The sequence below is a fragment of the Aureimonas jatrophae genome, assembly GCF_900104035.1.
GTDB classification, from domain to species: domain Bacteria; phylum Pseudomonadota; class Alphaproteobacteria; order Rhizobiales; family Rhizobiaceae; genus Aureimonas; species Aureimonas jatrophae.
In genome coordinates this window covers 156,286-180,945 of record NZ_FNIT01000005.1, presented here as the reverse complement: position 1 = coordinate 180,945, position 24,660 = coordinate 156,286, and the positions used below count along the sequence as shown (strand labels likewise).

The 24,660-nt window shown below is 68.5% G+C and carries 24 protein-coding genes and 1 tRNA gene; 12 read left to right on the top strand and 13 right to left on the bottom strand.

Annotated features, from left to right (window positions below; genetic code table 11):
• Positions 1 to 60: 60 nt before the first annotated feature.
• The 5 genes from dnaA to mutM form a co-directional block, all read right to left on the bottom strand.
• Positions 61 to 1,500 (bottom strand): chromosomal replication initiator protein DnaA, encoded by a 1,440-nt coding sequence (gene dnaA / locus BLQ76_RS12660; protein ID WP_244519615.1) that lies wholly within the window; start codon positions 1,498 to 1,500, stop codon positions 61 to 63.
• A gap of 98 nt (positions 1,501 to 1,598) precedes the next feature.
• The gene (locus BLQ76_RS12655) at positions 1,599 to 2,036 is read right to left on the bottom strand and encodes a rhodanese-like domain-containing protein (RefSeq protein WP_090673737.1); all 438 of its coding nucleotides are present in this window, start codon (positions 2,034 to 2,036) and stop codon (positions 1,599 to 1,601) included.
• 638 nt (positions 2,037 to 2,674) lie between these two features.
• Positions 2,675 to 2,947, bottom strand: coding sequence for a 30S ribosomal protein S20 (gene rpsT / locus BLQ76_RS12650; RefSeq protein ID WP_090673735.1), 273 nt, complete (start codon positions 2,945 to 2,947; stop codon positions 2,675 to 2,677).
• A 197-nt stretch (positions 2,948 to 3,144) separates the two neighbouring features.
• Positions 3,145 to 3,486, bottom strand: coding sequence for a hypothetical protein (locus tag BLQ76_RS12645; RefSeq protein ID WP_090673733.1), 342 nt, complete (start codon positions 3,484 to 3,486; stop codon positions 3,145 to 3,147).
• Positions 3,483 to 4,379 carry a bifunctional DNA-formamidopyrimidine glycosylase/DNA-(apurinic or apyrimidinic site) lyase gene (gene mutM, locus BLQ76_RS12640; RefSeq protein ID WP_090673731.1) on the bottom strand — a complete coding sequence of 299 codons (897 nt, stop codon included), beginning with the start codon at positions 4,377 to 4,379 and terminating at the stop codon, positions 3,483 to 3,485. Before mutM ends, BLQ76_RS12645 begins: the two co-directional genes overlap by 4 nt.
• 138 nt (positions 4,380 to 4,517) lie before the next feature.
• Here mutM and ubiE point away from each other — a divergent pair, with 138 nt between their 5' ends.
• From ubiE to BLQ76_RS12615, 5 genes are all read left to right on the top strand, one after another.
• Positions 4,518 to 5,297 carry a bifunctional demethylmenaquinone methyltransferase/2-methoxy-6-polyprenyl-1,4-benzoquinol methylase UbiE gene (ubiE, locus tag BLQ76_RS12635; RefSeq protein WP_090673728.1) on the top strand — a complete coding sequence of 260 codons (780 nt, stop codon included), beginning with the start codon at positions 4,518 to 4,520 and terminating at the stop codon, positions 5,295 to 5,297.
• Between the two features lie 59 nt (positions 5,298 to 5,356).
• A complete protein-coding gene (gene ubiB, locus BLQ76_RS12630; protein WP_090673726.1) occupies positions 5,357 to 6,943 on the top strand; it encodes a 2-polyprenylphenol 6-hydroxylase in 1,587 nt (528 codons plus the stop codon).
• A gap of 147 nt (positions 6,944 to 7,090) precedes the next feature.
• Complete coding sequence (gene coaBC / locus BLQ76_RS12625) at positions 7,091 to 8,317, top strand: bifunctional phosphopantothenoylcysteine decarboxylase/phosphopantothenate--cysteine ligase CoaBC (RefSeq protein WP_425285164.1); 1,227 nt, start codon at positions 7,091 to 7,093, stop codon at positions 8,315 to 8,317.
• Positions 8,314 to 8,766 carry a dUTP diphosphatase gene (gene dut / locus BLQ76_RS12620; protein ID WP_090673721.1) on the top strand — a complete coding sequence of 151 codons (453 nt, stop codon included), beginning with the start codon at positions 8,314 to 8,316 and terminating at the stop codon, positions 8,764 to 8,766. Before coaBC ends, dut begins: the two co-directional genes overlap by 4 nt.
• Entirely contained in the window at positions 8,763 to 9,380 is a 618-nt protein-coding gene (locus BLQ76_RS12615) for a LysE family translocator (RefSeq protein WP_090673719.1), read from the top strand. Before dut ends, BLQ76_RS12615 begins: the two co-directional genes overlap by 4 nt.
• Before the next feature lie 3 nt (positions 9,381 to 9,383).
• On the opposite strand, the gene BLQ76_RS12610 is transcribed toward BLQ76_RS12615, so the two are convergent.
• Entirely contained in the window at positions 9,384 to 10,208 is an 825-nt protein-coding gene (locus tag BLQ76_RS12610) for a GGDEF domain-containing protein (RefSeq protein ID WP_170842579.1), read from the bottom strand.
• A 290-nt stretch (positions 10,209 to 10,498) separates the two neighbouring features.
• Between BLQ76_RS12610 and cysK the strand changes: the two genes are divergently transcribed.
• Complete coding sequence (gene cysK / locus BLQ76_RS12605) at positions 10,499 to 11,527, top strand: cysteine synthase A (RefSeq protein ID WP_090673713.1); 1,029 nt, start codon at positions 10,499 to 10,501, stop codon at positions 11,525 to 11,527.
• 155 nt (positions 11,528 to 11,682) lie between these two features.
• Entirely contained in the window at positions 11,683 to 12,612 is a 930-nt protein-coding gene (locus tag BLQ76_RS12600; RefSeq protein WP_244519600.1) for a mechanosensitive ion channel family protein, read from the top strand.
• An 81-nt stretch (positions 12,613 to 12,693) separates the two neighbouring features.
• On the opposite strand, the gene rpsU is transcribed toward BLQ76_RS12600, so the two are convergent.
• Entirely contained in the window at positions 12,694 to 12,951 is a 258-nt protein-coding gene (gene rpsU, locus BLQ76_RS12595) for a 30S ribosomal protein S21 (protein WP_090673711.1), read from the bottom strand.
• 316 nt (positions 12,952 to 13,267) lie between these two features.
• Complete coding sequence (locus BLQ76_RS12590) at positions 13,268 to 14,632, bottom strand: cytochrome P450 (protein WP_090673709.1); 1,365 nt, start codon at positions 14,630 to 14,632, stop codon at positions 13,268 to 13,270.
• A gap of 219 nt (positions 14,633 to 14,851) precedes the next feature.
• Between BLQ76_RS12590 and gyrB the strand changes: the two genes are divergently transcribed.
• Complete coding sequence (gene gyrB / locus BLQ76_RS12585; RefSeq protein ID WP_090673706.1) at positions 14,852 to 17,284, top strand: DNA topoisomerase (ATP-hydrolyzing) subunit B; 2,433 nt, start codon at positions 14,852 to 14,854, stop codon at positions 17,282 to 17,284.
• A 23-nt stretch (positions 17,285 to 17,307) separates the two neighbouring features.
• Here the strand turns inward: gyrB and BLQ76_RS12580 are convergent, their stop codons facing one another.
• Complete coding sequence (locus BLQ76_RS12580; RefSeq protein ID WP_090673702.1) at positions 17,308 to 17,499, bottom strand: hypothetical protein; 192 nt, start codon at positions 17,497 to 17,499, stop codon at positions 17,308 to 17,310.
• 246 nt (positions 17,500 to 17,745) lie between these two features.
• On the opposite strand from BLQ76_RS12580, the gene BLQ76_RS12575 reads away from it, so the two are divergent.
• Positions 17,746 to 18,777 (top strand): acyltransferase family protein, encoded by a 1,032-nt coding sequence (locus tag BLQ76_RS12575; RefSeq protein WP_090673700.1) that lies wholly within the window; start codon positions 17,746 to 17,748, stop codon positions 18,775 to 18,777.
• Between the two features lie 292 nt (positions 18,778 to 19,069).
• On the opposite strand, the gene BLQ76_RS12570 is transcribed toward BLQ76_RS12575, so the two are convergent.
• Positions 19,070 to 19,144, bottom strand: a tRNA-Val gene (locus BLQ76_RS12570).
• Between the two features lie 83 nt (positions 19,145 to 19,227).
• Positions 19,228 to 19,593 (bottom strand): cell cycle two-component system response regulator CpdR, encoded by a 366-nt coding sequence (gene cpdR, locus BLQ76_RS12565; protein ID WP_062016878.1) that lies wholly within the window; start codon positions 19,591 to 19,593, stop codon positions 19,228 to 19,230.
• A gap of 159 nt (positions 19,594 to 19,752) precedes the next feature.
• Here cpdR and BLQ76_RS12560 point away from each other — a divergent pair, with 159 nt between their 5' ends.
• Both BLQ76_RS12560 and hisN read left to right on the top strand, forming a co-directional pair.
• Positions 19,753 to 20,676, top strand: a complete 924-nt coding sequence (locus tag BLQ76_RS12560) for an N-formylglutamate amidohydrolase (RefSeq protein ID WP_090673697.1) — start codon at positions 19,753 to 19,755, stop codon at positions 20,674 to 20,676.
• A gap of 78 nt (positions 20,677 to 20,754) precedes the next feature.
• A complete protein-coding gene (gene hisN / locus BLQ76_RS12555; protein ID WP_090674117.1) occupies positions 20,755 to 21,537 on the top strand; it encodes a histidinol-phosphatase in 783 nt (260 codons plus the stop codon).
• Between the two features lie 3 nt (positions 21,538 to 21,540).
• On the opposite strand, the gene BLQ76_RS12550 is transcribed toward hisN, so the two are convergent.
• Entirely contained in the window at positions 21,541 to 22,575 is a 1,035-nt protein-coding gene (locus BLQ76_RS12550; protein ID WP_090673695.1) for an alpha/beta fold hydrolase, read from the bottom strand.
• A 422-nt stretch (positions 22,576 to 22,997) separates the two neighbouring features.
• Between BLQ76_RS12550 and BLQ76_RS12545 the strand changes: the two genes are divergently transcribed.
• Positions 22,998 to 23,456: an Hsp20 family protein gene (locus tag BLQ76_RS12545; RefSeq protein ID WP_090673692.1), complete on the top strand. Its 459-nt coding sequence runs from the start codon at positions 22,998 to 23,000 to the stop codon at positions 23,454 to 23,456.
• A gap of 61 nt (positions 23,457 to 23,517) precedes the next feature.
• On the opposite strand, the gene BLQ76_RS12540 is transcribed toward BLQ76_RS12545, so the two are convergent.
• Positions 23,518 to 24,567 (bottom strand): threonine aldolase family protein, encoded by a 1,050-nt coding sequence (locus tag BLQ76_RS12540; protein WP_090673690.1) that lies wholly within the window; start codon positions 24,565 to 24,567, stop codon positions 23,518 to 23,520.
• Positions 24,568 to 24,660 lie beyond the last annotated feature (93 nt).

Here is a 24,660-nt window from a genome sequence, read left to right as displayed (position 1 = left end):
CTGCGCGGCTCGAAAGCCTGTGAGAAGCGGGGAGAAGGCGGGGCGGACCCGCCTCGAGCCTCACTCCTCGATCATGCGGCGGATGACGTCGAGCTCTTCCGACAGCTTCTCGTCGTTCGCCCGCTCCGCCTCGATTTTGCGTACCGCATGCAGGACCGTCGTGTGATCGCGCCCGCCGAAGCGGCGGCCGATCTCGGGCAGCGAGCGCGGCGTCATGGTCTTGGCGAGATACATCGCGATCTGGCGCGGGCGGACGATGGTGCGCGTGCGCCGGGCCGAGAGGATGTCGGTGCGCGACACGTTGTAGTGGCGCGACACGAACTTCAGGATGTCCTCGATCCGGATCCGCTTCTCGCCGCCCGTGCGCGTCAGCTGGTTCAGGAGGTCGTCGAGATGGTCGTTGGAGAGGGGCTGGCCGACCGCGTGGCGGAAGGCGATCTGGTTGAAGGCGCCCTCGAGGTCGCGGCCCGAGCCGGCCACGCGGCGGGCGATCGTGTCGATCACCGCCTCGTTGACCGCAAAGGACGGATCCTCGCCGCGCATGGCCGAAACGCGCGTCTGCAGGATGCCGCGGCGCATGTCGAAGTCGGGGTTGGCCATCTCGATCGAAACGCCGCCCGCCAGACGAGAGCGCACGCGTCCGTCCAGCGACTCCAGTTCGAAGGCCGGCCGGTCGGCCGCCACGATGACCTGGCGAGCCGAGTCGATCAGCGCGTTCAGGAGGTGGCAGAACTCCTGCTGGATCGACTTGCCCTGCAGGAACTGCATGTCGTCGATGATCAGGATGTCGATGCCGCGCAGGTTCTCCTTGAAGTCGAGCGCTTGGTTGTCCCGGATCGCGGTTGCGAAGCGCCACATGAAGTACTCGGCCGTCAGGTAGACCACGCGCGGACGATCGGCGCGCTGGACCGCGGCGTTCGCGATGGCCTGAAGCAGATGCGTCTTGCCGAGTCCGACGGAGGCATGAAGGAACAGCGGGTTGAAGCGCACCGACTGCGGGCCGTTCTCGGCGATCGATCGGGCCGCTGCCAGCGCCACGCGGTTCGAGGCGCCTTCCACGAACGTCTCGAAGACGTAGCGCGGGTCGAGCGGCGAGCCGAAGTCCGGACGCGGGGCTGCGGGCTCGGCCGCGCCCGGCATCGCGGCACGCTCGCTCTGCGCGGCGCGGCCCGCGGCCGGGGCGGGAGCGGCGACGGGGACACGGGAGACCGCGGCGTCGGCCGGGCGCACCGGCGCCGCGCCCCGAACCGCGGAGCGCACCACGATGTCCACGCGCAGCGTGCCGGGCACCTCGTCGGCGAAGATCTGCGCGAGGAGATCGCGATAGTGCCCGTTGATCCAGGTGCGCAGGAACGCGGTGGGCACGGAAACCTGCACGACGCCCTTGCCGACCTGGTCGAGCTTCATGCGCGTGAACCAGGAGGCGAAGACCTCCGGGCCAAGCTGGGCTTTCAGACGGGCGCTCACGCGCTCCAGGATGTCGGCGTCGGTTTGCGGCATGGTGGCGGCCTCGAGGGGCAGGGCAGCCGGGACGGCCGAGGGCAGACGGGGGGCGGGGCCACGCGGCGCGGCGCGGCGGACGGGCTGATGAAGAGCGGTCATTTCTGCCTCCAAGGCAAACCGGCCGCCTTCCAGCCCGCCACGCGACCGCGATGCCCCTCGTCGTCCGGCGGACCCTCGAAGCCGTCGGCGACGTTGAAGCAGTGTTCGAAGCCTGCGCCGGTCATGGTCGCGGCGCTCGACATGGAGCGGGCGCCCGAGCGGCACAGAAAGAAGATCCGCGACTGGCGCGAGCCGCCAGCCGCTTCGATCGCACCGGACACCTTGGCGGCGAACCCGGACGGGTCGATGCTCATGGCCGGGTAGGATTGCCATTCCGCGAAGATCGGCGTGCGGTGGCCTTCGGGCATCTCGGGGAAGCCGACGAAGTTCCACTCCGCGCTGGTTCGCACATCGACCAGAAAGCTGTCGGGGTCGTTCCGCAGGGCGTTCCAGCACGCCTCCGCGGTGACGTCGCCCTCGTAGGGGTGGTTCATCGGTCTACTCCAAACGCACCGAGTCTCTCGCAAGGAGGACCGGCGAAACGCAGTTACAAATCGTATGGATCGCGCCGAGGCGCGCAGCGCGTGTCGCGCCCTGCCGGGTGACCCCGCCATGCTGCCCGCGTCCCTTGCGGGTGGCGGCGTGGCGCGGGATTTCGTTGGAAAACGGCTCTTGTCCCCAACCTTCCCCCCGGAAGGCACTTGCTGTCGAGAAAAAGCTACGCAAGCGGCGGGATCGGAGCAAGCGCTGAATCGGACGCCTGGACCGCCTCGTGACGGGACTGTGGCAATCCCATGAGCGTCACAATCCACAGCTCGATCCGTAATGCGCTGACTCCATTCCGGATTCCGCGAAGCAGCATGCGGAACCTGTGGGCGTCGTCGCGATTGCGGATTTTTTTTGAACGGTCCGGCTTGACTCCGGAGCGCCCGGATATGGGTGCCAAGACTCGCATCCTAGCCTGTGGAAAACGGGTAAATCCTTGTTAGGACTTGGAATTCGACTCCATCCCTCAGCCGCTAGATGGCGCGCGACCCTTTTCTCCACAAGAAAAGATCGATCCCCGCAAACGCAAAAAGGCCCGGGACATGCCCGGGCCTTTTGTAATCAAAGTTAGGTTCGCTGGGACCGCTTAGGAGGCGGTGCCGACCGCCTTCACGCGGCTCGACAGGCGCGAGATCTTGCGCGAGGCGGTGTTGCGATGGATGACGCCCTTCGAGGCGGCCCGGGCCAACTCGGGCTCGGCAGCCTTGAAGGCGGCCTGCGCCGCGGCCTTGTCGCCCGTCAGGATCGCTTCCTCAACCTTGCGGAGGAAGGTGCGCACGCGCGAGCGGCGCGACTTGTTGATCGCCGTGCGACGGGCGATCTTGCGGGCGGCCTTCTTGGCCGACGGCGTATTGGCCATGAGCAGTCTCTCTCGAATGGTTCGAAGAGCGAAGAGGAGGCCGTCGGGGCCGCCCCGCACCCTTGCGGTGAGGTTGGGATTTCAGCCGGGCGAGGCCGCCAAGGCCCGCACGACGGATCGGGCCGCATCCGAGGACGCCGCCGGAAAACTCGGCGCCTTATAAGACTCGCACCTTGCCCCGTCAACAGCGCCGCCGGTCACGCGCCCGCCCGCCCGCGTTCCTCGGCCGGCAGGCCCGCGAACCAGGCCGCGTAGGGCGTGTTATGCGGCGCATGGCGGTTGAGGTCGGGCGCCCCGTCGCTCCACCAGACGGGTCCCCGTTCGCCGAGCCGGCGCTTCGCCGCGTCGACGAGGCGCCGCGCGTCGCGTCGCTCCGCGTCATCCGCGGCGTCGCGCACCTGTCGGCGGGCGCGCATCAGATCGTAAACGGCCGCCTCGCGTTCCGCGTCGGCGAGCGTCGGGTCGGTGCAGCGCCAGAGGCGATTCCTCGCCACGAAGTAGCGCCCGTCCGGCGTGACGGGGTAGGGACGCGCCGTCATCTCTGGCAGGCCGGACAGAAGAAGGTCGATCGGCCCGACTGGACGATGCGCGCCACGATGCCGCGACACCCCTCGTGGCGGCAGGGCTCGTTCTCGCGATCGTAAACCGCGAAGCGGTGCTGGAAGTAGCCGAGCGAGCCGTCCGCCTGCCGGTAGTCGCGCAGCGTCGAGCCGCCGGCCTCGATCGCGTCGGCGATCGTTTCGCGGATATCGCGGGCGAGCCGGTCGAGGCGCCGCGTCGGCTCGCCGTCGGCGCGCACCAGGGTGCCGGCCAGGCGACGAGGCGACAGGCGTGCGCGCCACAAGGCCTCGCAGACATAGATGTTGCCGAGTCCCGCCACGATCGTCTGGTCGAGGAGGGCGCTCTTCAGCGGCGTCGCCTTGCCCCGCAGTCGGCGGGCGAGCGCCACGCCGTCCAGCGCCTCGCCGACCGGCTCGATGCCGAGGCGCTGGAAGTGCGGATGGCTCGTCTCGTTCACGCCCTCGATCAACGTCATGTATCCGAAGCGGCGGGGATCGTTGAACACGATGCGCGAGCGCGGCGCCTCCATGTGGAAGACCACGTGGTCGTGAAGACGCTCTTCCGAGCGCGGCAGGTGGAAGCTGGCACCGGCCACGACCTCGCCGTTCGGATGCGCGGCATCCTCGATGCGGAACGAGCCGGACATGCCGAGGTGCATGGCCAGCGTGAGGTCGCCCTCGAGCCGCGCAAGGAGATACTTGGCGCGCCGGTCGAGGCGCTCGACCCGCCGCCCGGCCACGCGCTCGGCAAAGAACGGGTCGAAGGGAAAGCGCAGTCCAGCGCGCCGCAGCTCGGCGCGCTCGATCCGTGCGCCCTCCAGCACCGGCTGCAGTCCGCGGCGCACCGTCTCGACCTCTGGCAATTCGGGCATGGCTTCTTATTGTCCCTCGCGGGTGTCCTCGTCCTCGCGCGCCATATGGTGCGCCGGACCCCGTTCCGCTAAGCACCCCGGACCGGAAGGCCCAAGGGACCCGTACTCCCCACAGGCTGCCAACAGGAGAGTTCCGCCATGTCGCGCACCCGCGTCAACGCCACCGACGGCATGGAGACGTCCTACGGCTTCGAAAGCGTTTCGGGTCGCGAGGAGAAACAGGCGCGCGTCAACGAGGTGTTCCATCGCGTGGCGGAACGCTACGACCTGATGAACGACCTGATGTCGGGCGGGCTGCACCGCGTCTGGAAGAACGCTGCCGTCGCCTGGCTCTCGCCGCCGCGCCGCGCCGGATGGCGGTTCCTGGATGTTGCGGGCGGCACGGGCGATGTCGCCTTCCGCATCGTGGAAGCCTCCGGCGGCACGGCCGAGGGAACGGTCCTCGATATCAACGGATCGATGCTCGCGGTGGGTCGCGAGCGGGCCGACCGGCGAGATCTGGCGCGAAACCTTCGTTTCGTGGAAGGCAACGCCGAGAGCCTCGACCTGCCGGACGCCAGCTTCGACGCCTATACGATCGCCTTCGGCATCCGCAACGTGCCGCGCATCGATCTGGCGCTCTCGGAGGCCTTCCGCGTCCTGAAGCCGGGCGGTCGATTCCTGTGCCTGGAGTTCTCCGAGGTCGACCTCCCGGTTCTCGACAAGCTCTACGATGCCTGGTCGTTCGGGGCGATCCCGCGCATCGGCGAGATCGTGGCCAAGGACCGCGAGTCCTACAGCTACCTCGTGGAGTCGATCCGGCGCTTCCCGAACCAGGAAAGCTTCGCGAGCGCGATCCGGCGCGCGGGCTTCGAGCGCGTGACCTACCGCAACCTCACCGGCGGCATCGCCGCGATCCATTCGGGCTGGAAGCTCTGAGCGCGTCGCCAGAGCGCCGCGTTCGCCGTCCGATCCGCAGCCCCAGGTAAGTCACGCCCTTGGCCAATCCCATCACCGGCACCGTCGCTCTCCTGCGCGCCCTGTATATTCTGGCCCGTGAAGGCGTCGTCTCGGCCCTGCCGACCGACGGGTTGCCGCCGCTCGGTCTCCTGGCCCATCGCGCCGCCGGCCTCTTCGCGCGCCGCTCCGCCAAGCGCTCGGCTCGGTCCGAACGCCTGTCGGCCGCGCTCAACCGGCTCGGGCCCTCCTACGTCAAGCTCGGCCAGTTCCTGGCCACGCGCCCCGACATCGTGGGAACCGGCATCGCGCTGGAACTCGGCATGCTGCAGGACAAGGTGCCGCCATTTCCGCGCGAGCGCGCGATCCAGGACATCGAGGCGACGCTCGGCCGGCGGATCGACGATCTGTTCGTGGAGTTCGGCGATGTCGTGGGCGCCGCCTCGATCGCCCAGGTCCATCGTGCCGTCGTGCGCACGGGCGAGGGCGAGCTGAAGCCGGTTGCCGTGAAGGTCATCCGGCCGGGCGTGCGCCAGCGCTTCCGGCGCGAGATCGAGGCCTTCGCCTTCATCGCCCGCGCGCTGGAGATGCTGGTGCCCGCCTCGCGGCGCCTGCGCCCCGTGGCGGTGGTGGAGACGCTCGCGCAGTCCACCCGCATCGAGATGGACCTTCGCCTCGAGGCGGCTGCCTCGTCCGAGATGGCCGACAACATCCGCGAGGATGTCGACTTCCGCGTGCCGCACGTGGACTGGGAGCGTACGGGCCGCGACGTCCTCACCATGGAATGGGTCGACGGCATCAAGATGAACGACGTGGCCGCCGTGGCGGCGGCTGGGCACGATCTCGACGCGCTCGCCGTGAAGGTCGTGCAGGGCTTCCTGCGCCACGCCATGCGCGACGGCTTCTTTCATGCCGACATGCATCCCGGCAACCTCTTCGTCGCATCCGACGGTGCGGTGGTCGCGGTGGATCTCGGCATCGTGGGACGCCTTTCGTCGGACTCGCGCCGCTTCCTCGCCGAGATCCTCTACGGCTTCATCCAGCGCGACTACCGGCGCGTGGCGGAACTCCACTTCGAAGCGGGCTACGTGCCGCGCGGCAAGGACGTCGCCTCGTTCGCGCAGGCGTTGCGCGCCATCGGCGAACCGATCCACGGCCAGCCCGCCGAGACGATCTCGATGGCCCATCTCCTGACCCTGCTCTTCGAGGTCACCGAACTCTTCGAGATGCGCGCGCGTCCCGAGCTCGTGCTCCTTCAGAAGACCATGGTCGTGGTGGAGGGGGTCGCGCGCTCCTATGATCCGCGCTTCAACATGTGGCGCGCCGCCGAGCCCGTGGTCTCCGCCTATATCTATGGCGAGCTGGGACCGCGCGCCAAGCTGCGCGACGCGCGCGAGGGGCTGGACGCGCTCGGCCGCATCGCGCGTCGCCTGCCGGAGCTGGCGGTCGGCATCGAGGTCTTCACCAAGAACATGCCGGAGCTCATCGAGAACGGCATCCACATCAACGACGACGACCTGATGGAGCTGGCCAAGGAAGGCCGCACCGCGATCGCGATCGGCCATGCCGCGCAGATCGTCGCCGCCCTGTCGCTCGCCGTGATCGCCTGGCAGCTGACCTTCGGTTGACGGCGTCGTTGCCAGCGAAAAATATGATTGTGACCGCCCCTGGGGGAGCGACGCTGTGGACCGTCCGATGATCCGAACCACCGGCATCTCGATCCCCGATGACGACGGCCGCCAACGGCGTGCCAGCGCTCGCGTTCTGTCCGGTCGATCCCTGTGAGCGCACTCGCCGACAGGCGGATCGTCCTGATCGTCGGCGGGGGCATCGCGGCCTACAAGTGCCTCGACCTGATTCGCCGGCTGCGCGAGCGCGGTGCGACGGTCGTGCCGGTGATGACGCGCTCGGCGGCCGAGTTCGTGACGCCGTTGTCGGTCGGCGCGCTCAGCGCCTCCCGCGTCTACGGCGAGCTGTTTCATCGCGAGGACGAGCAGGACGTCGGCCATATCCGGCTGGCCCGCTCCGCCGACCTCGTGATCCTGGCGCCGGCCTCGGCGGCGCGCATGGGTCGGATGGCGGCGGGCATCGGCGACGATCTGGCGGGCGCGGTTCTCTTGGCGACGCGCGCGCCCGTGCTTCTCGCCCCGGCCATGAACCCGGCCATGTGGACCCATCCCGCGACGCGGCGCTCGCTCGCCACGCTGCGGGGCGACGGCCTGCACGTCGTCGGACCCAACCGGGGCGAGATGGCCGAAAGCGGCGAGGGCGGCGAGGGGCGCATGGCCGAGCCGCTGGAGATCGTGGCGACGGCGGAAGCGCTTCTGGGCGATGGCCCTTTGACGGGGCGGCGCATCGTCGTCACCTCCGGTCCGACGCACGAGCCGATCGACCCGGTGCGCTATATCGCGAACCGCTCGTCGGGTCGGCAGGGACATGCCCTGGCGGCCGCGCTGGCAGCATTGGGCGCGCAGGTCGTGCTCGTGTCCGGCCCGGTCGCCATACCCGACCCCCGCGGCATGGCCGAGATCCGCCGGGTCGAGACGGCGCGCGAGATGCAGGCGGCGGTCGAGGCGAGCCTGCCGGCGGACGCGGCCGTGTTTGTGGCCGCCGTCGCCGACTGGCGAGCGGCCTCGAGCGCGGACACCAAGATCAAGAAACGCCCCGGCGAGCCACCGCCGCCGCTGTCGCTCGTCGAGAACCCGGACATCCTGCGCGGCGTCGGAACGGGCGCTCGTCGTCCCGTGCTGGTGGTGGGCTTCGCCGCCGAGACGGCCGACCTCCTCGACCATGCCAAGGCCAAGCTCGCGGCCAAGGGCGCCGATCTGATCGTCGCCAACGACGTGTCGCCCGGGACGGGCGTCATGGGCGGGACGCGCAACACGGTTCGTCTCGTGTCGGCCGAAGGGGTGGAAAGCTGGCCGGAGATGGATAAGGACGAGGTGGCCCGGCGACTCGCAGCCGAGATCGCGCGGCGGCTCCTGGAACGGACGTCTTCATGACCGAGCCCCTGATCGGCGTTCGACGCCTGCCTCACGCCGCCGATCTCGATCTTCCGACCTACCAGAGCGCCGGTGCGGCGGGTGCGGATCTGCGCGCGGCGCTCGGTGAGCCCCTCGTTCTCGCCCCGCTCGGGCGCGCGTCGGTGCCGACCGGCCTCGTCTTCGACATTCCGGACGGGTTCGAGGTACAGGTGCGCCCGCGCTCCAGCCTCGCCCGCCACCACGGCGTCACGGTTCTCAACGCGCCGGGAACGGTGGACAGCGATTATCGCGGCGAGATCATGGTTCTTCTCGTCAACCTCGGCGCCGAGCCGTTCGCGATCCGGCATGGCGAGCGCATCGCCCAGGCCGTCGTGGCGCCGGCCCCGCAGGCCCGCTTCCATGCGGTGGAGGTGGTGGGCGAAACCACGAGAGGCGCGGGCGGTTTCGGCTCGACGGGGCGCACATGAGCGGGACGGCGCTGTTCGCCTATGCGCTGGCGCTGGGCTTGGCCGCGGCGACACCCGGTCCGGGCGTCGTCGCGCTCGTCGCACGCGCCATCGGCTCGGGCTTCGCGCCGGCCATGGGGTTCGTAGCCGGACTGATCGTCGGCGACGTCTTCTATCTCCTCATGGCGGTGTTCGGGCTTTCGTTTCTGGCGGACCTTCTGGGAAGCCTCTTCACGGTCGTGCGTTGGGCCGGCGCGGCCTATCTCGCGTATCTAGCCTGGCGCCTTTGGCGGGCGGCCGGCGATCCGGCCCGCATCGGGCAGGAGGCGGGGCGGGGCGTTGTCGAGAGCGCGGTTTCGGGTCTGGCCGTCACGCTCGGCAATCCGAAGACCATCGTCTTCTATCTCGCACTCCTTCCGGCGATCGTCGATCTCGCGAGCATCGGCGCGGCCGACGTACCGCTTTTGGTTCTGGTCACCGCCGTGGTGCTGGGCGTCGTGATGACCCCCTATGCCGCGCTCGCCTCGCGCGCCCGGTTCTGGCTGGCCAGGCCCGGAACGCAGCGCCGGCTCCACCGCGGAGCGGCCCTGGTGATGGCGGGTGCCGCGATCTGGACGGTCGGGCGCGCGGCCTGAATCTCAGGCTCCGAGGCGCAGGCGCTCGGCCGGCGGCGTCGGCGCCAGGCTCGGCACGTGCTCCAGCGTGACGCCGCCGCGACCGAGCGAGCCGAGCCGCGACAGCACCGCGCGGTTCCGGCCGCTGCGCTTGGCCTGGTAGAGGTTCGTGTCCGCGATCTTGTAGACCGCATCGAAGGCAACGCGCGAGCGCAGCGAGATGCCGCCGATCGACACCGACAGCCGCGTGCGCCGGTCGGCGGGGCCGACGAAGATCCGCTCGATCGTCGCGCGCAGGCGCTCGGCGACGATCGCCGCCTCGTCGGGCCCCGCGCCGCGCAGATAGACACCGAACTCCTCGCCACCCAGGCGCCCCACCAGATCGTCGCGGCGCACCGACCGACGCAGCGTGCCGGCGATCGCGGTCAGGGCCGTGTCGCCCACGGGATGGCCGAGCCGGTCGTTGATGCGCTTGAAGTGGTCGGCGTCGATGATCAGGAGCGTGGCCGGCTTCCCGTTGTTCGAGCCGAGTTCGGCCAAGTGCCCCTGCACCGCCCGCTTGAACGCATCGCGGTTCAGGACCTGGGTCAGCCCGTCGCGTGTCGCCACATGGGCCAAGGCCCCGTTCTGGCGTTCCAGCCGCCGCAGGCGCGTGGCCGCGTAGACTTGGATGGGCAACGTCGACAGGATGGGAACGAGAAGGCAGAACACGAGGGCCTGCCGCGCTGCCGACGTGCCGAAGCCGCCGAACACGTAGTAGGCCGCGATCACGGCGATGCCCGTCGCCAGGACCGACAGGCCGGACAGTTCCAGGCAGAAACGCGTCAGCGAACGAAGAGGTGATGACATCAGGCAGGCGGATCCGAAAACGAGCTTGCCTGTCAGGATGCGCAAGGCCGCTTGCCGGCCCGTGAACACGAAAGCGCAAAGTCGACTCATCGCCGTGTCTGTCGTGGACCAGGCGCATGGGCGTTGCGCAGGCGAGCCCGCGCTTGGCAGGATTTTGTTCGAACGGCGGGACCAAGAGGTTGCAGGGGACTGTGTCGGACGGCTGCCGGACGATAGGCTCGCCCGATCGCAACCGCTGCGCGCCTGGTCCCGTTGAGGATCGGCAGCGCGACTACGGAAGGGCCAGACCCATGGATACCAGCGTCAACCGCGAAGGCCCCCGGACCCGAGGGCGTGGCCGCATCTACGATTCGATTCTCGACACGATCGGCGATACCCCGCTCGTGCGCCTCGACAAGCTGGCGCGGGAGACGGGCGTGAAGGCCCATCTTCTCGCCAAGCTCGAATTCTTCAACCCGATCAGTTCCGTGAAGGACCGGATCGGCGTCGCCATGCTGGAGGCGCTGGAAGCGCAGGGCACGATCCGGCCGGGCCACAACACCCTGATCGAGCCCACCTCCGGCAACACCGGCATCGCGCTGGCCTTCGCGGCGGCCGCCAAGGGCTACCAGCTGATCCTCACCATGCCCGACACGATGTCCATGGAGCGGCGCAAGATGCTGCGGCTGCTGGGCGCCGAGCTGGTGCTGACGGAAGGCGCGCGCGGCATGAAGGGCGCGATCGCCAAGGCCGAGGAGCTGCGCGCCGAGATCCCGAACGCCGTGATACCTCAGCAGTTCGAGAACCCCGCCAACCCGCAGATCCACCGCGTCACCACGGCCGAGGAGATCTGGAACGACACCGACGGCGCGGTGGACATCTTTGTGGCCGGCATCGGCACGGGCGGCACGATCACCGGCGTCGGCCAGGTCCTGAAGAGCCGCAAGCCCGGCGTCCACGTCGTCGCGGTGGAGCCCGAGGCCTCGCCGGTCCTGTCGGGCGGCGCGCCGGGACCGCACAAGATCCAGGGCATTGGCGCCGGCTTCGCACCGCCCATCCTCGACCGCAACGTCTACGACGAGGTCGTGCAGATCTCGAACGACGAGAGTTTCGAGACCTCGCGCCTCGTGGCCCGGCTGGAGGGCGTGCCGGTCGGCATCTCGTCGGGCGCGGCGCTGGCGGCGGCGATCCGCGTCGGCCAGCGCGCCGAGAACGAGGGCAAGACCATCGTCGTGATCATCCCCTCGTTTGCCGAGCGCTACCTGTCGACGGCGCTGTTCGAGGGGCTGGTGGACGAGAGCGAGCCTAAGGAGAAGCCGCGCGGCGCGCCGTCGATCTGACCGGCGGCTGCGACCGCGACATGACGAGGGAGGGCTGCCGGCGCGGGCCGGCAGCCCTTTCCTTTGGGCGGAGCTGTCCTTTGTTGGGGGAGGCGGGGCGGTCCGGGAGGCGAGGGCACCGTTGCTCGCGCCCGACCCTAGCCGCAGGACAGGACATGCCGATCCAGGATACGCTCGCCTCTTCCCAGACCTTCTTTCGGACCCTCGCCGCCCAGGCCGCGGCCTTTCTGCCGAACCTTCTCGCCGCGATCCTGATTCTGGCGATCGGGTTCTTTCTGGCGCGCTGGCTGGCCTCGCTGGTCAGCCGTGCCTTCGGTGCGACAGGCCATACCGACGAAACGGTGCGCGGCCCGCTCATCGCGATCGTGCGCTATCTCGTGATCGTCCTGACGCTGCTCGTCGCGCTGACGCAGCTCGGGGTCCAGATGACCTCGCTCCTGGCGGTCCTCGGCGCCGCGGGCCTTGCGATCGGTCTCGCACTCCAGGGCACGCTTACCAATATCGCCGCCGGCATCATGCTTCTGTGGCTGCGGCCGTTCCGGGTCGGCGATTATATCGAGACGCAAACCTTCGCGGGCTCGGTGCGCGAGATCGGCCTCTTCGTCTGCCATCTCGAGACCTTCGACGGCCTGTTCGTCTTTGCGCCGAACTCCACGCTCTGGAACGTGTGGATGCGCAATCACTCCCGCGCGCCCTCGCGGCTTCTCGCCTGGTCCATCACGCTGCCGCGCGAGGTCGATCTGGCGGGCGCGCGCGCGGCCTTGACGCAGGCCTGGTCGCGCGAGGACGAAGGCCGTTCCCAGTTGGCCGAGCCGGAAGCCTTTCTCGATCAATTGACGGCGGATGCGCAGGTGATCGTCTTCCGCGGTCGCGTGCAGGAGGGGTCGACCACCCGGGCCCAGAGGTGGACCGCGCAGACCATTCGCGAGACGCTCGTGGAGCGACTGGGCGCGGCAGCCGAGCCTCGCGCCATCCAGCGGATCGTGCCGGGCGATGCGGACCCCTCCCGCTACCTGGGCAGCGGCGACGCCCCGGTGGCCGGCCGCCCTGCGCGACAGGAAGGGGACACCGCCCCATCGTCCTAAACAAAAAGCACCGGAGCGGCGGGCCGCATCCGGTGCTTTCGATCGTTTCGGGGCGCGCCGCGGCGGCGCGCCGGGTCGGGCTTACGAGCGACCGGCGCCTGCGCCGGCCGTGCGGACCTTCGGCTTCGGGCCGGGAATCAGACCCTCGCGCTGCGCCTGCTTGCGGGCGGCCTTGCGGGCGCGACGAATGGCATCCTGCTTCTCGCGCACGCGACGCTCGGAAGGCTTCTCGTAGGCGCGGCGTTCCTTCATCTCGCGGAACACGCCCTCGCGCTGCAGCTTCTTCTTCAGCGCGCGCAGCGCCTGTTCCACGTTGTTGTCTCGGACGTCGACCTTCAAGACGGCTCCTTTTGAAATCGGGTTGCGGGTGTCGCGGGCCGGCACGACGCCGGCTGCGACGGGTTCGGAATCACTTCTGGAACGGCTCCGGCACAAGCCGGGGCTGCGAAACGCGGCTGGACCCGTTTGAGTTCAAAACCTCCGACGACCCGGAACAAGAGGGTCGACGAGGGAACAGGCGTCGTGGAACGCCGGCACCCAGATGGGGCAAAACACGACTGCGCGAGCCCCGAAGGAGGCTCGCCCAAGGTCCGAAGGGGCTTCATGATCCCTTTCCGCCCAAAAGGCAAGCCGACGGCGTGGCTTGGCACCGGGCTCAACGCCGGCCGACGCGCATGGGCAAGCCGCGATCCGGCTGCACGGTGATCTTCTGGACCGGCATAGGATGGCGCTCGCCAGCGAAGTCGAAGCGAAGATGGCGCAACAGGGACGCCAGCGCGATCACGCCCTCCTGCATCGCGAACGACGCGCCGATGCACACGCGCGGGCCTGCCCCGAAGGGCAGGTAGGCAAACCGGTCGATCCGCTCGCGCCGGCCCGGCAGGAACCGCTCGGGCCGGAAGTGGCCCGGCTGGTCCCAGAGCGTCTCGTGCCGATGCACGAGCCAGGGCAGGACCAGAAGCGAGGCGCCGGCGGGAACCGGCATGCCGCAGACCCGGTCGTCGGCGAGCGCGGTGCGGTTGAGCGACGGAGCCGGTGGATACAGGCGCATCGCCTCCTCGAAGGCCGCTCGCGTGCGGGGAAGCGCGTTCGGCCAGTCCCCCGGGTCCGGAAGGCCCGGCAGGAGCGCATCGAGTTCCGCTTCCACGAGGGCCCGTTCCGCAGGCGCCTGGCTCAGAAGGTAGAGGGTCCATCCGAGCGCTCGTGCCGTTGTTTCGTGTCCGGCCCCGATGAAGGTGATGATGTTGTCGTCGATCTCGCTGTCGCTCAACGCCTCGCTTTCGAGGAGAAGCGTCAGGAGGTCCTGCGGCGCGGCGGCCGGGTCGCGGGCGAGAAGGGCACGGCGCCGGTCTCGCGTCTCGGCGATGATGCGGCGGAAGTACTGGTTCGCGCGCCGTCCCATCAGGCGCCAGATGCGCGGCAGGAAGGCGGGTGCGTCGAGAATGTCGAGCGGATCCACCCGCCCCATGCGGTGAAGGAAGCGCTCCATCGCATGGGCGAATTCGTCCGGGCGGCCGGTGATGTCGTTCGTGAATAGCGTCGCCTGGAGGATGTCGTAGGTGAGCAGGGTCATCTGCGTCGAGACGTCGGTCACCGCGCCGTCCAGGCGAGCCAGGTCCTCGGCGAAGCGTTGGCTGCGCTCGGCCATCGGCGCCGCGAGCCGGCCGACGTTTCGCGGGGCGAAGACGGGGCTCAGCGCCCGCCGCGTCCGGCGCCAGAGTTCACCTTCGGCGGTCAGCAGGCCGTCGCGCAGGAACGGCCGCAGGACGCGCTGGCGCAGCGGCTGCAGCGCGTAGTTCGCCGCGTTCTCGACCAGGCAGTGGCGGATGCCTGCGGGATCGCTGAGGACGATCGTCGGCACGCGCAACCAATCGGCGCGCACCACCGGCTCGCGATAGGCGCGCTGCCCCCAGATTTCGATCGGGTTGCGCGACGCGGTCGCCAGAAAGCGGGGCAGGCCGAGCGGCTTCTCGTGCGGCACCGGCGCGGGGGCGAGAAAGGGTTCGGCGAGCGTATCCATCGGCGGGCGATCCGGAAGGCGTGGTTTCAGGTACCCTCTCTCTATGGGGATCGCAGGCCGCCAGTTGAAGCGCGCCGTCGCCGTGGAGGACAGGGGCCCGGAGGGCGCAAAGGCTTGGATCGGCGGGTGAAAATCATTATATCTGACGCACGTCGGCTCACGTGAGCGATACGGGTCCGCACCCCACCGACGGCGCGGGCTGGCCACAGCAGGAACTTCATGTCCGAAACCAACGAGACCATCCCCGGCCCGGCCGAATACGGCGCCGATTCCATCAAGGTGCTGAAGGGTCTCGACGCGGTCCGCAAGCGGCCCGGCATGTATATCGGCGACACGGACGACGGCTCGGGCCTCCACCACATGGTCTACGAGGTGGTGGACAACGCCATCGACGAGGCGCTGGCCGGCCATGCGACGCACGTCACGGTCACCTTGAACGCCGACGGCTCCTGCACGGTCACCGACAACGGACGCGGCATCCCGACCGACATCCATTCCTCGGAAGGCGTCTCGGCGGCGGAGGTCATCATGACCCAGCTCCACGCCGGCGGTAAGTTCGACCAGAACTCCTACAAGGTCTCGGGCGGTCTGCACGGCGTCGGCGTGTCGGTCGTCAACGCCCTGTCGGTCTGGCTCAAGATGAAGATCCGCCGCAAGGGGCAGATCCACGAGATGAGCTTCACGCACGGCGTGCCCGACGCGCCGCTCGCCCAGACGGGCGATGCGGGTTCGGAGACGGGAACGGCGATCACCTTCCTGCCCTCGACCGACACGTTCCGCGGCGTGACGAGCTTCGACTACGCGACGCTGGAGCACCGGCTGCGCGAGCTCGCCTTCCTGAACTCGGGCGTTCGCATCATCCTCACCGACAAGCGCCACGCCGACGAGAAGCGCACGGAACTCTTCTACGAGGGCGGCCTTGAAGCCTTCGTGCGCTGGCTCGACCGCGCCCGCAAGCCGCTGATCGGCGAGCCGATCGTCCTGCGCGGCGAGCGCGACGGCATCACGGTGGAAGCCGCGCTGTCGTGGAACGACTCGTACAACGAGAACGTCCTGTGCTTCACCAACAACATCCCGCAGCGCGACGGCGGCACGCACATGGCGGGCTTTCGCGGCGCGCTGACGCGCCAGGTAATCGGCTACGCCGAGAACTCCGGCACGCTCAAGAAGGAAAAGGTCACGCCCACCGGCGACGACTGCCGCGAGGGGCTGTCCTGCATCCTGTCGGTGAAGGTGCCGGATCCGAAGTTCTCGTCCCAGACCAAGGACAAGCTCGTCTCGTCCGAGGTGCGTCCCGTCGTCGAGGGTCTCGTCAACGAGACGCTCGCGACCTGGTTCGAGGAGCATCCTCAGGAAGCGCGCATCGTCACCGCCAAGGTGGTGGAGGCTGCCGCCGCTCGCGAGGCGGCCAAGCGGGCGCGCGAGCTGACGCGTCGCAAGGGCGCGCTCGACATCACCTCGCTGCCCGGCAAGCTCGCCGACTGCCAGGAGAAGGATCCCGCCAAGAGCGAGATCTTCATCGTCGAGGGTGACTCCGCCGGCGGCTCGGCCAAGGGCGCGCGCTCGCGCCAGAACCAGGCGATCCTGCCCCTTCGCGGCAAGATCCTGAACGTCGAGCGCGCGCGGTTCGACCGTATGCTCGGCTCCGACCAGATCGGAACGCTCATCACCGCGCTCGGCACCTCGATCGGCAAGGACGAGTTCAACCCCGACAAGCTGCGCTACCACAAGATCATCATCATGACGGACGCCGACGTCGACGGCGCCCACATCCGCACCCTGCTTCTCACCTTCTTCTTCCGGCAGATGCCCGAGCTCATCGAGCGCGGCTACGTCTACATCGCCCAGCCGCCGCTCTATAAGGTCACCCGCGGCAAGCAGGGCCAGTATCTCAAGAACGAGAAGGCGCTCGAGAACTACCTGATCGAGGGCGGGCTCGAGGACGCCGCCCTGACGCTCGGATCGGGCGAGCGCCGCACCGGGCGAGACCTGCGAGCCGCCGTCGAGGATGCGCTGCAACTGCGCCAGATCGTGTCGGGCCTCCACTCGCGCTACAGCCGTACGGTCGTGGAGCAGGCTGCGGTCGCGGGAGCGCTGTCGCCGCAGGTCGCCGAGGGCGGCGAGGCCGAAGTGATGGCGGATCGCATCGCCAAGGCGCTGGACGCGGTGTCCGAGGAGACGGAGCGCGGCTGGATCGGCGAGGCGGATGGCGAGGGCGGTTATCGCTTCCAGCGTACGGTGCGCGGGGTTCTCGAGGTGCAGTCGCTGGATGCGGCGTTGATCGCCTCAGCCGATGCGATCGCCCTGAACCGCCTGGCAGCCCGTCTCGGCGAGGTCTACGACACGCCTCCGACGCTGAAGCGCCGCGAGGCCGAGCGCTTGATCCTCGGGCCCCTCGATCTCGTGAACGCTGTGTTCGAGGTCGGTCGCAAGGGCGTTTCGCTCCAGCGCTACAAGGGTCTGGGCGAGATGGACCCCGAGCAGCTCTGGGAAACGACGCTCGACCCTGAGGTGCGCTCGCTTCTGCAGGTCAAGATCGCCGATGCGACCGATGCCGATCAGTTGTTCGCCCGTCTCATGGGCGACGAGGTCGAGCCTCGCCGCGAGTTCATCCAGGAAAACGCCCTGCAGGTCGCAAACCTCGACATCTGACGATCGTCGAACCGGACGGCGCCCTAGTTGAGGCGCCGTTTCGCGCCCTCCGCCGACAGGAGGTTCAGGGCGCGCAACATCACGAAGAGGATTTCGTCGCCCGTGGCGTCCGGGTAGGTCTGCTCCAGCATCGTGCGCAGGTCGTCGGGACTGTCGACGTAGTCCGACAGCCGCAGAACGAAGGTCGCCATCTCGCTGAGTTCGTCGTTGGTCATCGCGGCGGTCTGAGGTCCATCGCTGCCAAACTATGGCAGGATATCAGACGTCGAGTCCCCGAACGGCCGGCAAGATGGTTCGGCAGATCCCATCCCACCTTCGCGCGAGCCAACGCCATTATGCGGCAGCGCCCTGTGACGCGCTTGCAACAATCTCTTCTTCGATCGAAGCGACGCTTCTCGCGCTGGTTGTGACGAGGCGCATCTTGCGCCACGACTTTCGTTCAAGGGACGGAAGGCGACGCAATGGCATCGAGAGACAAGGCGCTGGATGGACTGCGCGGGGTGGCGGCACTCGCCGTCGCGGGCGGTCACAGCCTCCTGACCTTTACGGGTTTCGGCATTTGGGCGCTGACCTACGCACAGTTCGGCGACCAGCCGCTACCCGTGGTGGCCGCGCGGCTGGGCTACGTCTTCGCGCCGAGCGATGCCGCCGTCATGCTGTTCTTCGTCTTGAGCGGCTATGTCCTCTGGGCCATGTTCGACCGGCGCTATCGCGGCATTGAAAGTTTCCCGCTCTGCGTCGCCGAACGGTTGTGGCGCTTGCTTCCGACGTCGATCGCCATTGGCCTCCTGTACGGCGCCGCCGTCCATATCGACTACGTCGCGCCGATGGATGCATCCGAGTTATGGCGCACCATGTTCATCCTGAGCCGTAATACGAACGGCGTTCTTTGGTCGCTACAGGTCGAGATCGTCGCTTCCGTGCTTCTGTTCGGCATCTGGGCCGCGACCCGGGGCCGGTCGCGTCCCGCCCTTCTGTTCGCACTGCCGTCCCTGGCTGTGTTCCATCAAACCGGCTCGGAATACGCGTTGTATCTCCCCGCCTTCCTGCTGGGCGCCGTGATCGGTGAGATTTCGAAGCGAATCTCCAACTCCGCCGTCATGCCGCTCGTAGGCGTTCCCGTTCTGATCGGCTCCAGCGTGTTCTGGGGACATGGCTGGGAAGCGCGCATCCTCGAGATGTCGGGCGCCTTTCTGGTCGTCGCATGGGCACGCGCGGCGCAGCCGCGCTGGTTGCTCAGCCGTCCGGTACAGTTCCTGGGCCTCGTGAGCTATCCGTTCTACCTCGTGCATGGCCTTGGCATCGCCTTCGCCTTCCGCAACATGCCTTGGGTCCCGGTTGATCAAACCGCTCATCGTGTGGCGACGCTCTTCGTCCTGTCGACGATTGCGGGCCTGCTCCTCGCCTGGGTCGTTCATCGTCTGGTCGAGCGGCCGGCCATGCGCTTGCGACTGCCTGATCTCGTCAAGCCGACCGAGGCGTTGGCAGGATAGGTTTCGGCGACCGGAAAACCGCAAGGCTGGTCACGCCCGAGAGCGCGAAGGACGCGGCCTTGCGGGAGGCGCCGCGCTTCGGCTGATGCGGGGCATCTTCTGGTCCGGTCACCAAGCGGTCACGATCGTCCGAGAGATCACCCCGCGCCCTGTCCTGGTCCGCCGACATCCCGTCGCGCTCGGGGCGCCGACGTGCGCATCGAGGTCGAGGCGGGAGACGGATCGCTCGACACCCACGCTGTCAGGAGACACAAAAAAGGCCCCGACGTCGCCGTCCGAGGCCTTGTGCGGATGGTGGGCGTGACAGGGATTGAACCTGTGACCCCTACGATGTCAACGTAGTGCTCTCCCGCTGAGCTACACGCCCATCCGATGGGGCGGATAGACCACAGGAGCCGGAGGACCGTCAAGCCCTGTTCCGGCCATTCCCGGGGTCTGCCGCCGGAATTTTCAGGCGGCGTCCTGCAGCATCTTGCCGACTTCCTCGACCAGTTCGCGCAGGTGGAAGGGCTTCGACAGGATCTTAGCGTCCTTGGGGGCCTTGGAATCGGGATTCAGCGCGACCGCCGCGAAACCCGTGATGAACATGACCTTCAGGTCGGGATCGAGTTCGGTGGCGCGACGCGCCAGTTCGATCCCGTCCATCTCCGGCATGACGATATCGGTCAGGAGGAGCGAGAATGGCTCCTCGCGCAACCGCTCGTAGGCCGAGCCGCCGTTGTCGTAGGAGGTGACCTCGTAACCGGCCTTTTCCAACGCCTTGGCGAGGAAGCGGCGCATGTCGTTGTCGTCCTCGGCCAGAAGAATCTTCGTCATACAGAGTGTTCCAGTGTCTCGCCGTTACGGCGTCTCGGGCGCGGCCAGAGACCAACCGCGCGCTCGTGCCCGATGTCAACCGCCATCCTTTTACCAGATTGCTTAAAGCGAGGCTAAGTGGAATGTGCGAAACGCCGCGCGCGAGCTAGATTTCAGAGGATGACCACAAAACCATTCCCACTCGGCGCGATTCCCAGCCTCGACACCGCCGCCGGAGCCGTCGCGGCCTTCGAGGTGATCGAGCCGGCCGAGCAGACGCTGCCGCTCGTGTTCTGCTCGCCGCATAGCGGACGGGCCTATCCGCAAGGCTTTCTGCGCGAGTCGCGTCTGGGCGCCGATGCGATCCGTCGCTCGGAGGACCTGTTCGTCGATCAGCTCTTCGACTTCGTGCCCGCGCTCGGCGCCCCGCTTCTGGCGGCCCGTTTTCCGCGCGCCTACCTCGACGTCAATCGCGAACCCTACGAGCTCGATCCCGCGATGTTCTCCGGGCCGTTGCCGCCCGAGGTCAACTCGGCGTCGGTCCGGGTCGCCGGGGGGCTGGGCACCATCCCGCGCATCGTGGCGGAGCGCGAGGAAATCTATGCGCGCAAGCTCGAGCCCGCCGAGGCCGCGCGGCGCATCGACGGCATCTACTTTCCCTTCCATGCGGCGCTGGAAGCGTTGCTGGAGCGAACGCTGTCGCGCTTCGGACTCGCGATCCTTCTCGACTGCCATTCCATGCCCTCCTCGATCCGCACGATGCCCGGCGGGCGGCGCGCCGACATCGTGGTCGGCGACCGGTTCGGGTCGAGCGCCGCTCCGCGCTTCGTCGCCATGGTCACGCAGCGCCTGTCGGCTCTCGGATGGGACGTGACGCGCAACAAGCCCTATGCCGGCGGCTTCATCACCGAGCGCTACGGTACGCCGCGCCGGGGCGTCCATGCGATCCAGATCGAGATCAACCGCGGGCTCTACGCCGACGAGCGCCGCTTCGTGCCGAGCGAGGGCTTCGCGCCGCTGCGCCGCTCGTTGTTCGAGTTCGCGAGCCTGTTCGCCGCGGAACTCGAGACGGAGCTGGCCGGTCGGTCGCTGGCGGCCGAATAGCGCCCGAGGCTGGCGCCACCGCGCGGCATGCGTCACAAGGCGGCAGCCGAACGCGACCCGCCAGCAAAGGACGAGATGATGAGCCTACCGGACGCCGCCTTCCTGTTTGAACTGGCGGACGCCGCGGCGCGCGAGACGCTGCCGCGCTTTCGCCAGCCGCTTGTGATCGACAACAAGCCCAAGGAAGGCTTCCGCTTCGATCCCGTGACCGAGGCCGACCGCGAGGCCGAGCGCGCGATCCGCCGCCTGATCGAGGCGCGCTATCCCGAGCACGCCATCCTGGGCGAGGAGTTCGGGCGCTCGGGCGAGGGAGACCACCTGTGGGTGATCGATCCGGTGGATGGCACGCGGCCGTTCATCTGCGGCGTGCCGGTCTGGGGTACCCTGATCGGATTGACCGTGCGCGGGCGCGCCGAGATCGGCATCATGAGCCAGCCCTATACGGGCGAGCGCTTCTACGCGACGGCGGAAGGCGCGTTCGGCGAGGGGCCGCATACGGGCCGCACGCCGCTCAAGGTACGCGACGTCGGCGATCTGTCGGGCGCCACGCTCTTCTCCTCGGCGCCTGAACTCTTCCGCGGTGCGATGCAGGAGCGCTTCGCCAGCCTCGTCGATGCGGTACGCCTCACGCGCTTTGGCGCGGACTGCTATGCCTTTGCCATGCTGGCCTCGGGCCATGTGGACCTGTGCGTCGAGCCGGGTCTGCAGCCCTACGACATCGTGGCGCTGACGCCGCTGGTGGAGCGTGCGGGCGGCGTCATCACGACCTTTTCCGGCGACCGGCCGGAGGACGGAGGCGACGTCATCGCAGCCGCAACGCCGCGCCTGCACGAGGAGGCTCTGCGTCTCCTGAACGGTTGAGCCTCAGACGAGCGCCTTTTCCAGCGTCTGGGCGATGTCCGCCACGTCGAGAGGCGGAGCCTCGACGTTCCGCGGCAGGGCCTGTTCGAGGAAGCCGATCGTGGCGGCCAGCACGGGGGCTCGGTAGCGATCGGCCTCCTGCAGGAGCTCGTGGCGGGCGCCCGGTACGGTGATGCCGTGACCGGTCCGCATGCGCCAGGCGAGCTGCGAGGAGGCCTGCGGCGACACCACGCTGTCGGCGCCCGCCGTCAGCACCAGCGTTGGTATGCCCATGCGGGCGATCACGTCGGACCGCTCCAGCCGCCGGCAGCTCTTGAGGACCGCTCGCAGCCACGAGGCCGACAGGCCCGAGACCGCCCAGTCGCCGCTGGCGCGGGCCAGCGCGGCGTTGCGCCGAAGGCGGGCGGGGTCGGACGAGAGGTCCGAGCGCTCCGGCTCGGCGCCGGGCAGCGCCGCCCGTCGCACCGGCAGGAAGCCCAGGCCGGTCCCGTGCAGAAGCGCGCACACGGCCCCGATCAGCCGACGTGTCGTCCGTGATCCGGGGATCTGAACCAGCGGCGCGCTGAGGACGAGGCGTTCCACGGAACCCTCGATGCGTTCCATGGCATGCAGCGCCACCAGTCCGCCCAGGGAATGAGCGAGGATTGCGACCGGACCCGGCATGCGCTCGGGCACGAGGTGTTCGAGGACGTGCTCGAGGTCCAGCGCGAGCTGCTCGATGCTGGCGACGTGGCCGACCGAGGCGAGCGGCGTCGAGCGGCTCGACGCGCCCTGACCGCGCCAGTCGAAGGTCGCGACAGCGAAACCCTCGGCCAGCAGGTCGCCCATCGTCTCGAAATACTTCTCCACCGTCTCGTTGCGGCCCTGGAGGATGAGCACCGTCCCACGAGCCGGTCGCTCGGGTCGGGCCCCTGCGAGCCGCAAGCGCGTTCCATCGGGAAGGACGTGCGTGTCGAACAACAGCGCGGAAGGCGCGGGATTGCCGTCGACGGTGCGCAAGGGGGGAGGGGAAACCGCCGGGGCGGAGGGGTCGGTCACGCGGTGCCTCGGACGTCCGAAGAAGGTCCGGCCATTCTAGAGGCAGCGGAAAGCCCCGCACAGGGGGCTGCCGCTGACGCGAGGTCGGGAACCCCATGCACGGGGCTCCCGACCCCAAAGCGGCCACGGCGGAAGGGACGGGACGCCGCAACCGTTCCGGAGCGAGAATCGCCGACCCGAGGTGAACGGGAACGGAAGGCTTTGTTCATGTCCGGTTCATTCCGTGGCCGCCTAACCCGTTGATCCGATGTTCGAATAAAATTTTTGAGCGCGGCTTGCACGATGGCTTGAAGCGAAAATCGACGCTTCCCATCTCCTGTCTGCGGACGCCGCCCGAGCGGGTCCGCTGGTCGACCGAGACGCCCCATCGCGGGGTCCAGACCGACCAGACACGCACACCTGTTGCTCTTGGAGAACGACCTATGCGTACGTTTGATTTTGCTCCCCTGTACCGCTCCACCGTCGGCTTCGATCGCCTGTTCTCGATGCTGGACGGCGCCTCCGCGAACGAGGCCCAGAGCTATCCGCCCTACAACATCGAGCGTACCGGCGAGAACGCCTACCGCATCACCATGGCGGTCGCGGGCTTTGCCGAGAACGAGCTCTCGATCGAGTCGCGTGAAAACACGCTGACCGTGAAGGGCGAGAAGGCCGACGACAAGACGGAAGGGGCCGAGTTCCTGTATCGCGGGATCGCCGGCCGTGCCTTCGAGCGCCGCTTCCAGCTTGCCGAGCATGTCGAGGTCCGGGGCGCCACGCTCCAGAACGGCCTTCTGCATGTGGATCTCGTGCGCGTGATCCCGGAGGCCATGAAGCCGCGTCGCATCGAGATCGCGACCGCCAACGGCAATGCGAAGGCGATCGAGACCGCTGCGGCCTGATTGCTGTCGGACAGGATTGGATAAGCGGACGGCGCCCCCTCGGGGCGCCGTTTTCGTTTGGCTACTGGATCAGTTCGACGAAGTGCGAGACGTCGTCGCGCCGCGTCGACCAACTCGTGACTAGGCGCGCCAGCATCTCGTTCTCGCCGACCGGCACCGAGCCATCGTGCGGCGGGTTCCAGTCGTAGAATACGGCTCCCTCGCGACGCAGCCGTTCGGCCGTCGCCGTTTCGAACACGGCGAAGAGTTCGTTGGAGCGCGTCGGCCAGGCCAGACGGGCATGGGAGCTGGCGGCGATGCCAGCGCGCAGCTCGTCCGCCATGGCGTTGGAGTGGCCCGCCAGCTCCAGCCAGAGGTCGCCCTCCAGATAGGCCATGAACTGGGCGGCCATGAAGCGCGTCTTGGAGAAGAGCTGCGCGCCGCGCTTGCGGATATAGGGGAACTGCCTGGCCTTCTCGGGATCGAAGAACACCACGGCCTCGGCGCACCAGCAGCCGTTCTTGGTGGCACCGAAGGACAGGATGTCGACGCCCGCACGCCAGGTCATCTCGGCGGGCGAGCTGTTGGTGGCGGCCAGTGCGTTGGCGAACCGCGCGCCGTCCATGTGGAGTGACAGGTCGTGCTCGTGCGCGATCGCGGCGATCGCCTCGATCTCGTCCGTCGCATACAGCGTGCCCGCTTCGGTCGCCTGGCTGAGCGTGACGGCCATGGGCTGGCCGGCATGGACGAAGCCGGGGCGGAAGCGCTTCAGCTCGCGACGCAGGTTCTCCGGGTCGAGGCGCCCGCCCGCACCGTCGACGGGCGCCATGCGCGCGCCATGCGTGAAGAACTCCGGTGCGCCGCACTCGTCCTCGATGACGTGCGCCTCGCGGTGGCACATCACGACGCCGCCCGGTCGGTTGACCGCGGCGAACGCCAGCGAGTTGGCGGCCGTGCCGGTCCCCACGAAGTAGACCGCGACCTCGCGCTCGAAGACCTCGTTGAAGCGCTGCTCCACGGCCTTGTCGATATCGCTGGCACCGTAGGCGGCGGCCATGCCGTCGGCGGCTTTCGCGAGGGCCTCGTTGACGGCGGGATGAGCGCCGGACCAGTTGTCGGATGCGAAGATCATTCGCGCGTCTTAGCGCCGTGCCGCGTTGCCGACAACGGTTCGGGCGTCGCCCGCTTGCCGCTCTCGCCGAAAGCTGCCATAAGACCGAAGATA

Bases quoted from the DNA above. Each gene is read 5' to 3' on its own strand.
- BLQ76_RS12575 (WP_090673700.1), top strand. From the start codon at position 17,746: ATGGCATCGAGAGACAAGGCGCTGGATGGACTGCGCGGGGTGGCGGCA.
- BLQ76_RS12590 (WP_090673709.1), bottom strand. From the start codon at position 14,632: ATGGATACGCTCGCCGAACCCTTTCTCGCCCCCGCGCCGGTGCCGCAC.
- hisN (WP_090674117.1), top strand. From the start codon at position 20,755: ATGAGCCTACCGGACGCCGCCTTCCTGTTTGAACTGGCGGACGCCGCG.
- BLQ76_RS12610 (WP_170842579.1), bottom strand. From the start codon at position 10,208: ATGTCATCACCTCTTCGTTCGCTGACGCGTTTCTGCCTGGAACTGTCC.
- BLQ76_RS12560 (WP_090673697.1), top strand. From the start codon at position 19,753: ATGACCACAAAACCATTCCCACTCGGCGCGATTCCCAGCCTCGACACC.
- BLQ76_RS12615 (WP_090673719.1), top strand. From the start codon at position 8,763: ATGAGCGGGACGGCGCTGTTCGCCTATGCGCTGGCGCTGGGCTTGGCC.
- mutM (WP_090673731.1), bottom strand. From the start codon at position 4,379: ATGCCCGAATTGCCAGAGGTCGAGACGGTGCGCCGCGGACTGCAGCCG.
- BLQ76_RS12645 (WP_090673733.1), bottom strand. From the start codon at position 3,486: ATGACGGCGCGTCCCTACCCCGTCACGCCGGACGGGCGCTACTTCGTG.
- BLQ76_RS12655 (WP_090673737.1), bottom strand. From the start codon at position 2,036: ATGAACCACCCCTACGAGGGCGACGTCACCGCGGAGGCGTGCTGGAAC.
- cpdR (WP_062016878.1), bottom strand. From the start codon at position 19,593: ATGACGAAGATTCTTCTGGCCGAGGACGACAACGACATGCGCCGCTTC.
- rpsT (WP_090673735.1), bottom strand. From the start codon at position 2,947: ATGGCCAATACGCCGTCGGCCAAGAAGGCCGCCCGCAAGATCGCCCGT.
- BLQ76_RS12600 (WP_244519600.1), top strand. From the start codon at position 11,683: ATGCCGATCCAGGATACGCTCGCCTCTTCCCAGACCTTCTTTCGGACC.
- BLQ76_RS12540 (WP_090673690.1), bottom strand. From the start codon at position 24,567: ATGATCTTCGCATCCGACAACTGGTCCGGCGCTCATCCCGCCGTCAAC.
- dnaA (WP_244519615.1), bottom strand. From the start codon at position 1,500: ATGCCGCAAACCGACGCCGACATCCTGGAGCGCGTGAGCGCCCGTCTG.
- BLQ76_RS12545 (WP_090673692.1), top strand. From the start codon at position 22,998: ATGCGTACGTTTGATTTTGCTCCCCTGTACCGCTCCACCGTCGGCTTC.
- BLQ76_RS12580 (WP_090673702.1), bottom strand. From the start codon at position 17,499: ATGACCAACGACGAACTCAGCGAGATGGCGACCTTCGTTCTGCGGCTG.
- gyrB (WP_090673706.1), top strand. From the start codon at position 14,852: ATGTCCGAAACCAACGAGACCATCCCCGGCCCGGCCGAATACGGCGCC.
- cysK (WP_090673713.1), top strand. From the start codon at position 10,499: ATGGATACCAGCGTCAACCGCGAAGGCCCCCGGACCCGAGGGCGTGGC.
- dut (WP_090673721.1), top strand. From the start codon at position 8,314: ATGACCGAGCCCCTGATCGGCGTTCGACGCCTGCCTCACGCCGCCGAT.
- ubiE (WP_090673728.1), top strand. From the start codon at position 4,518: ATGTCGCGCACCCGCGTCAACGCCACCGACGGCATGGAGACGTCCTAC.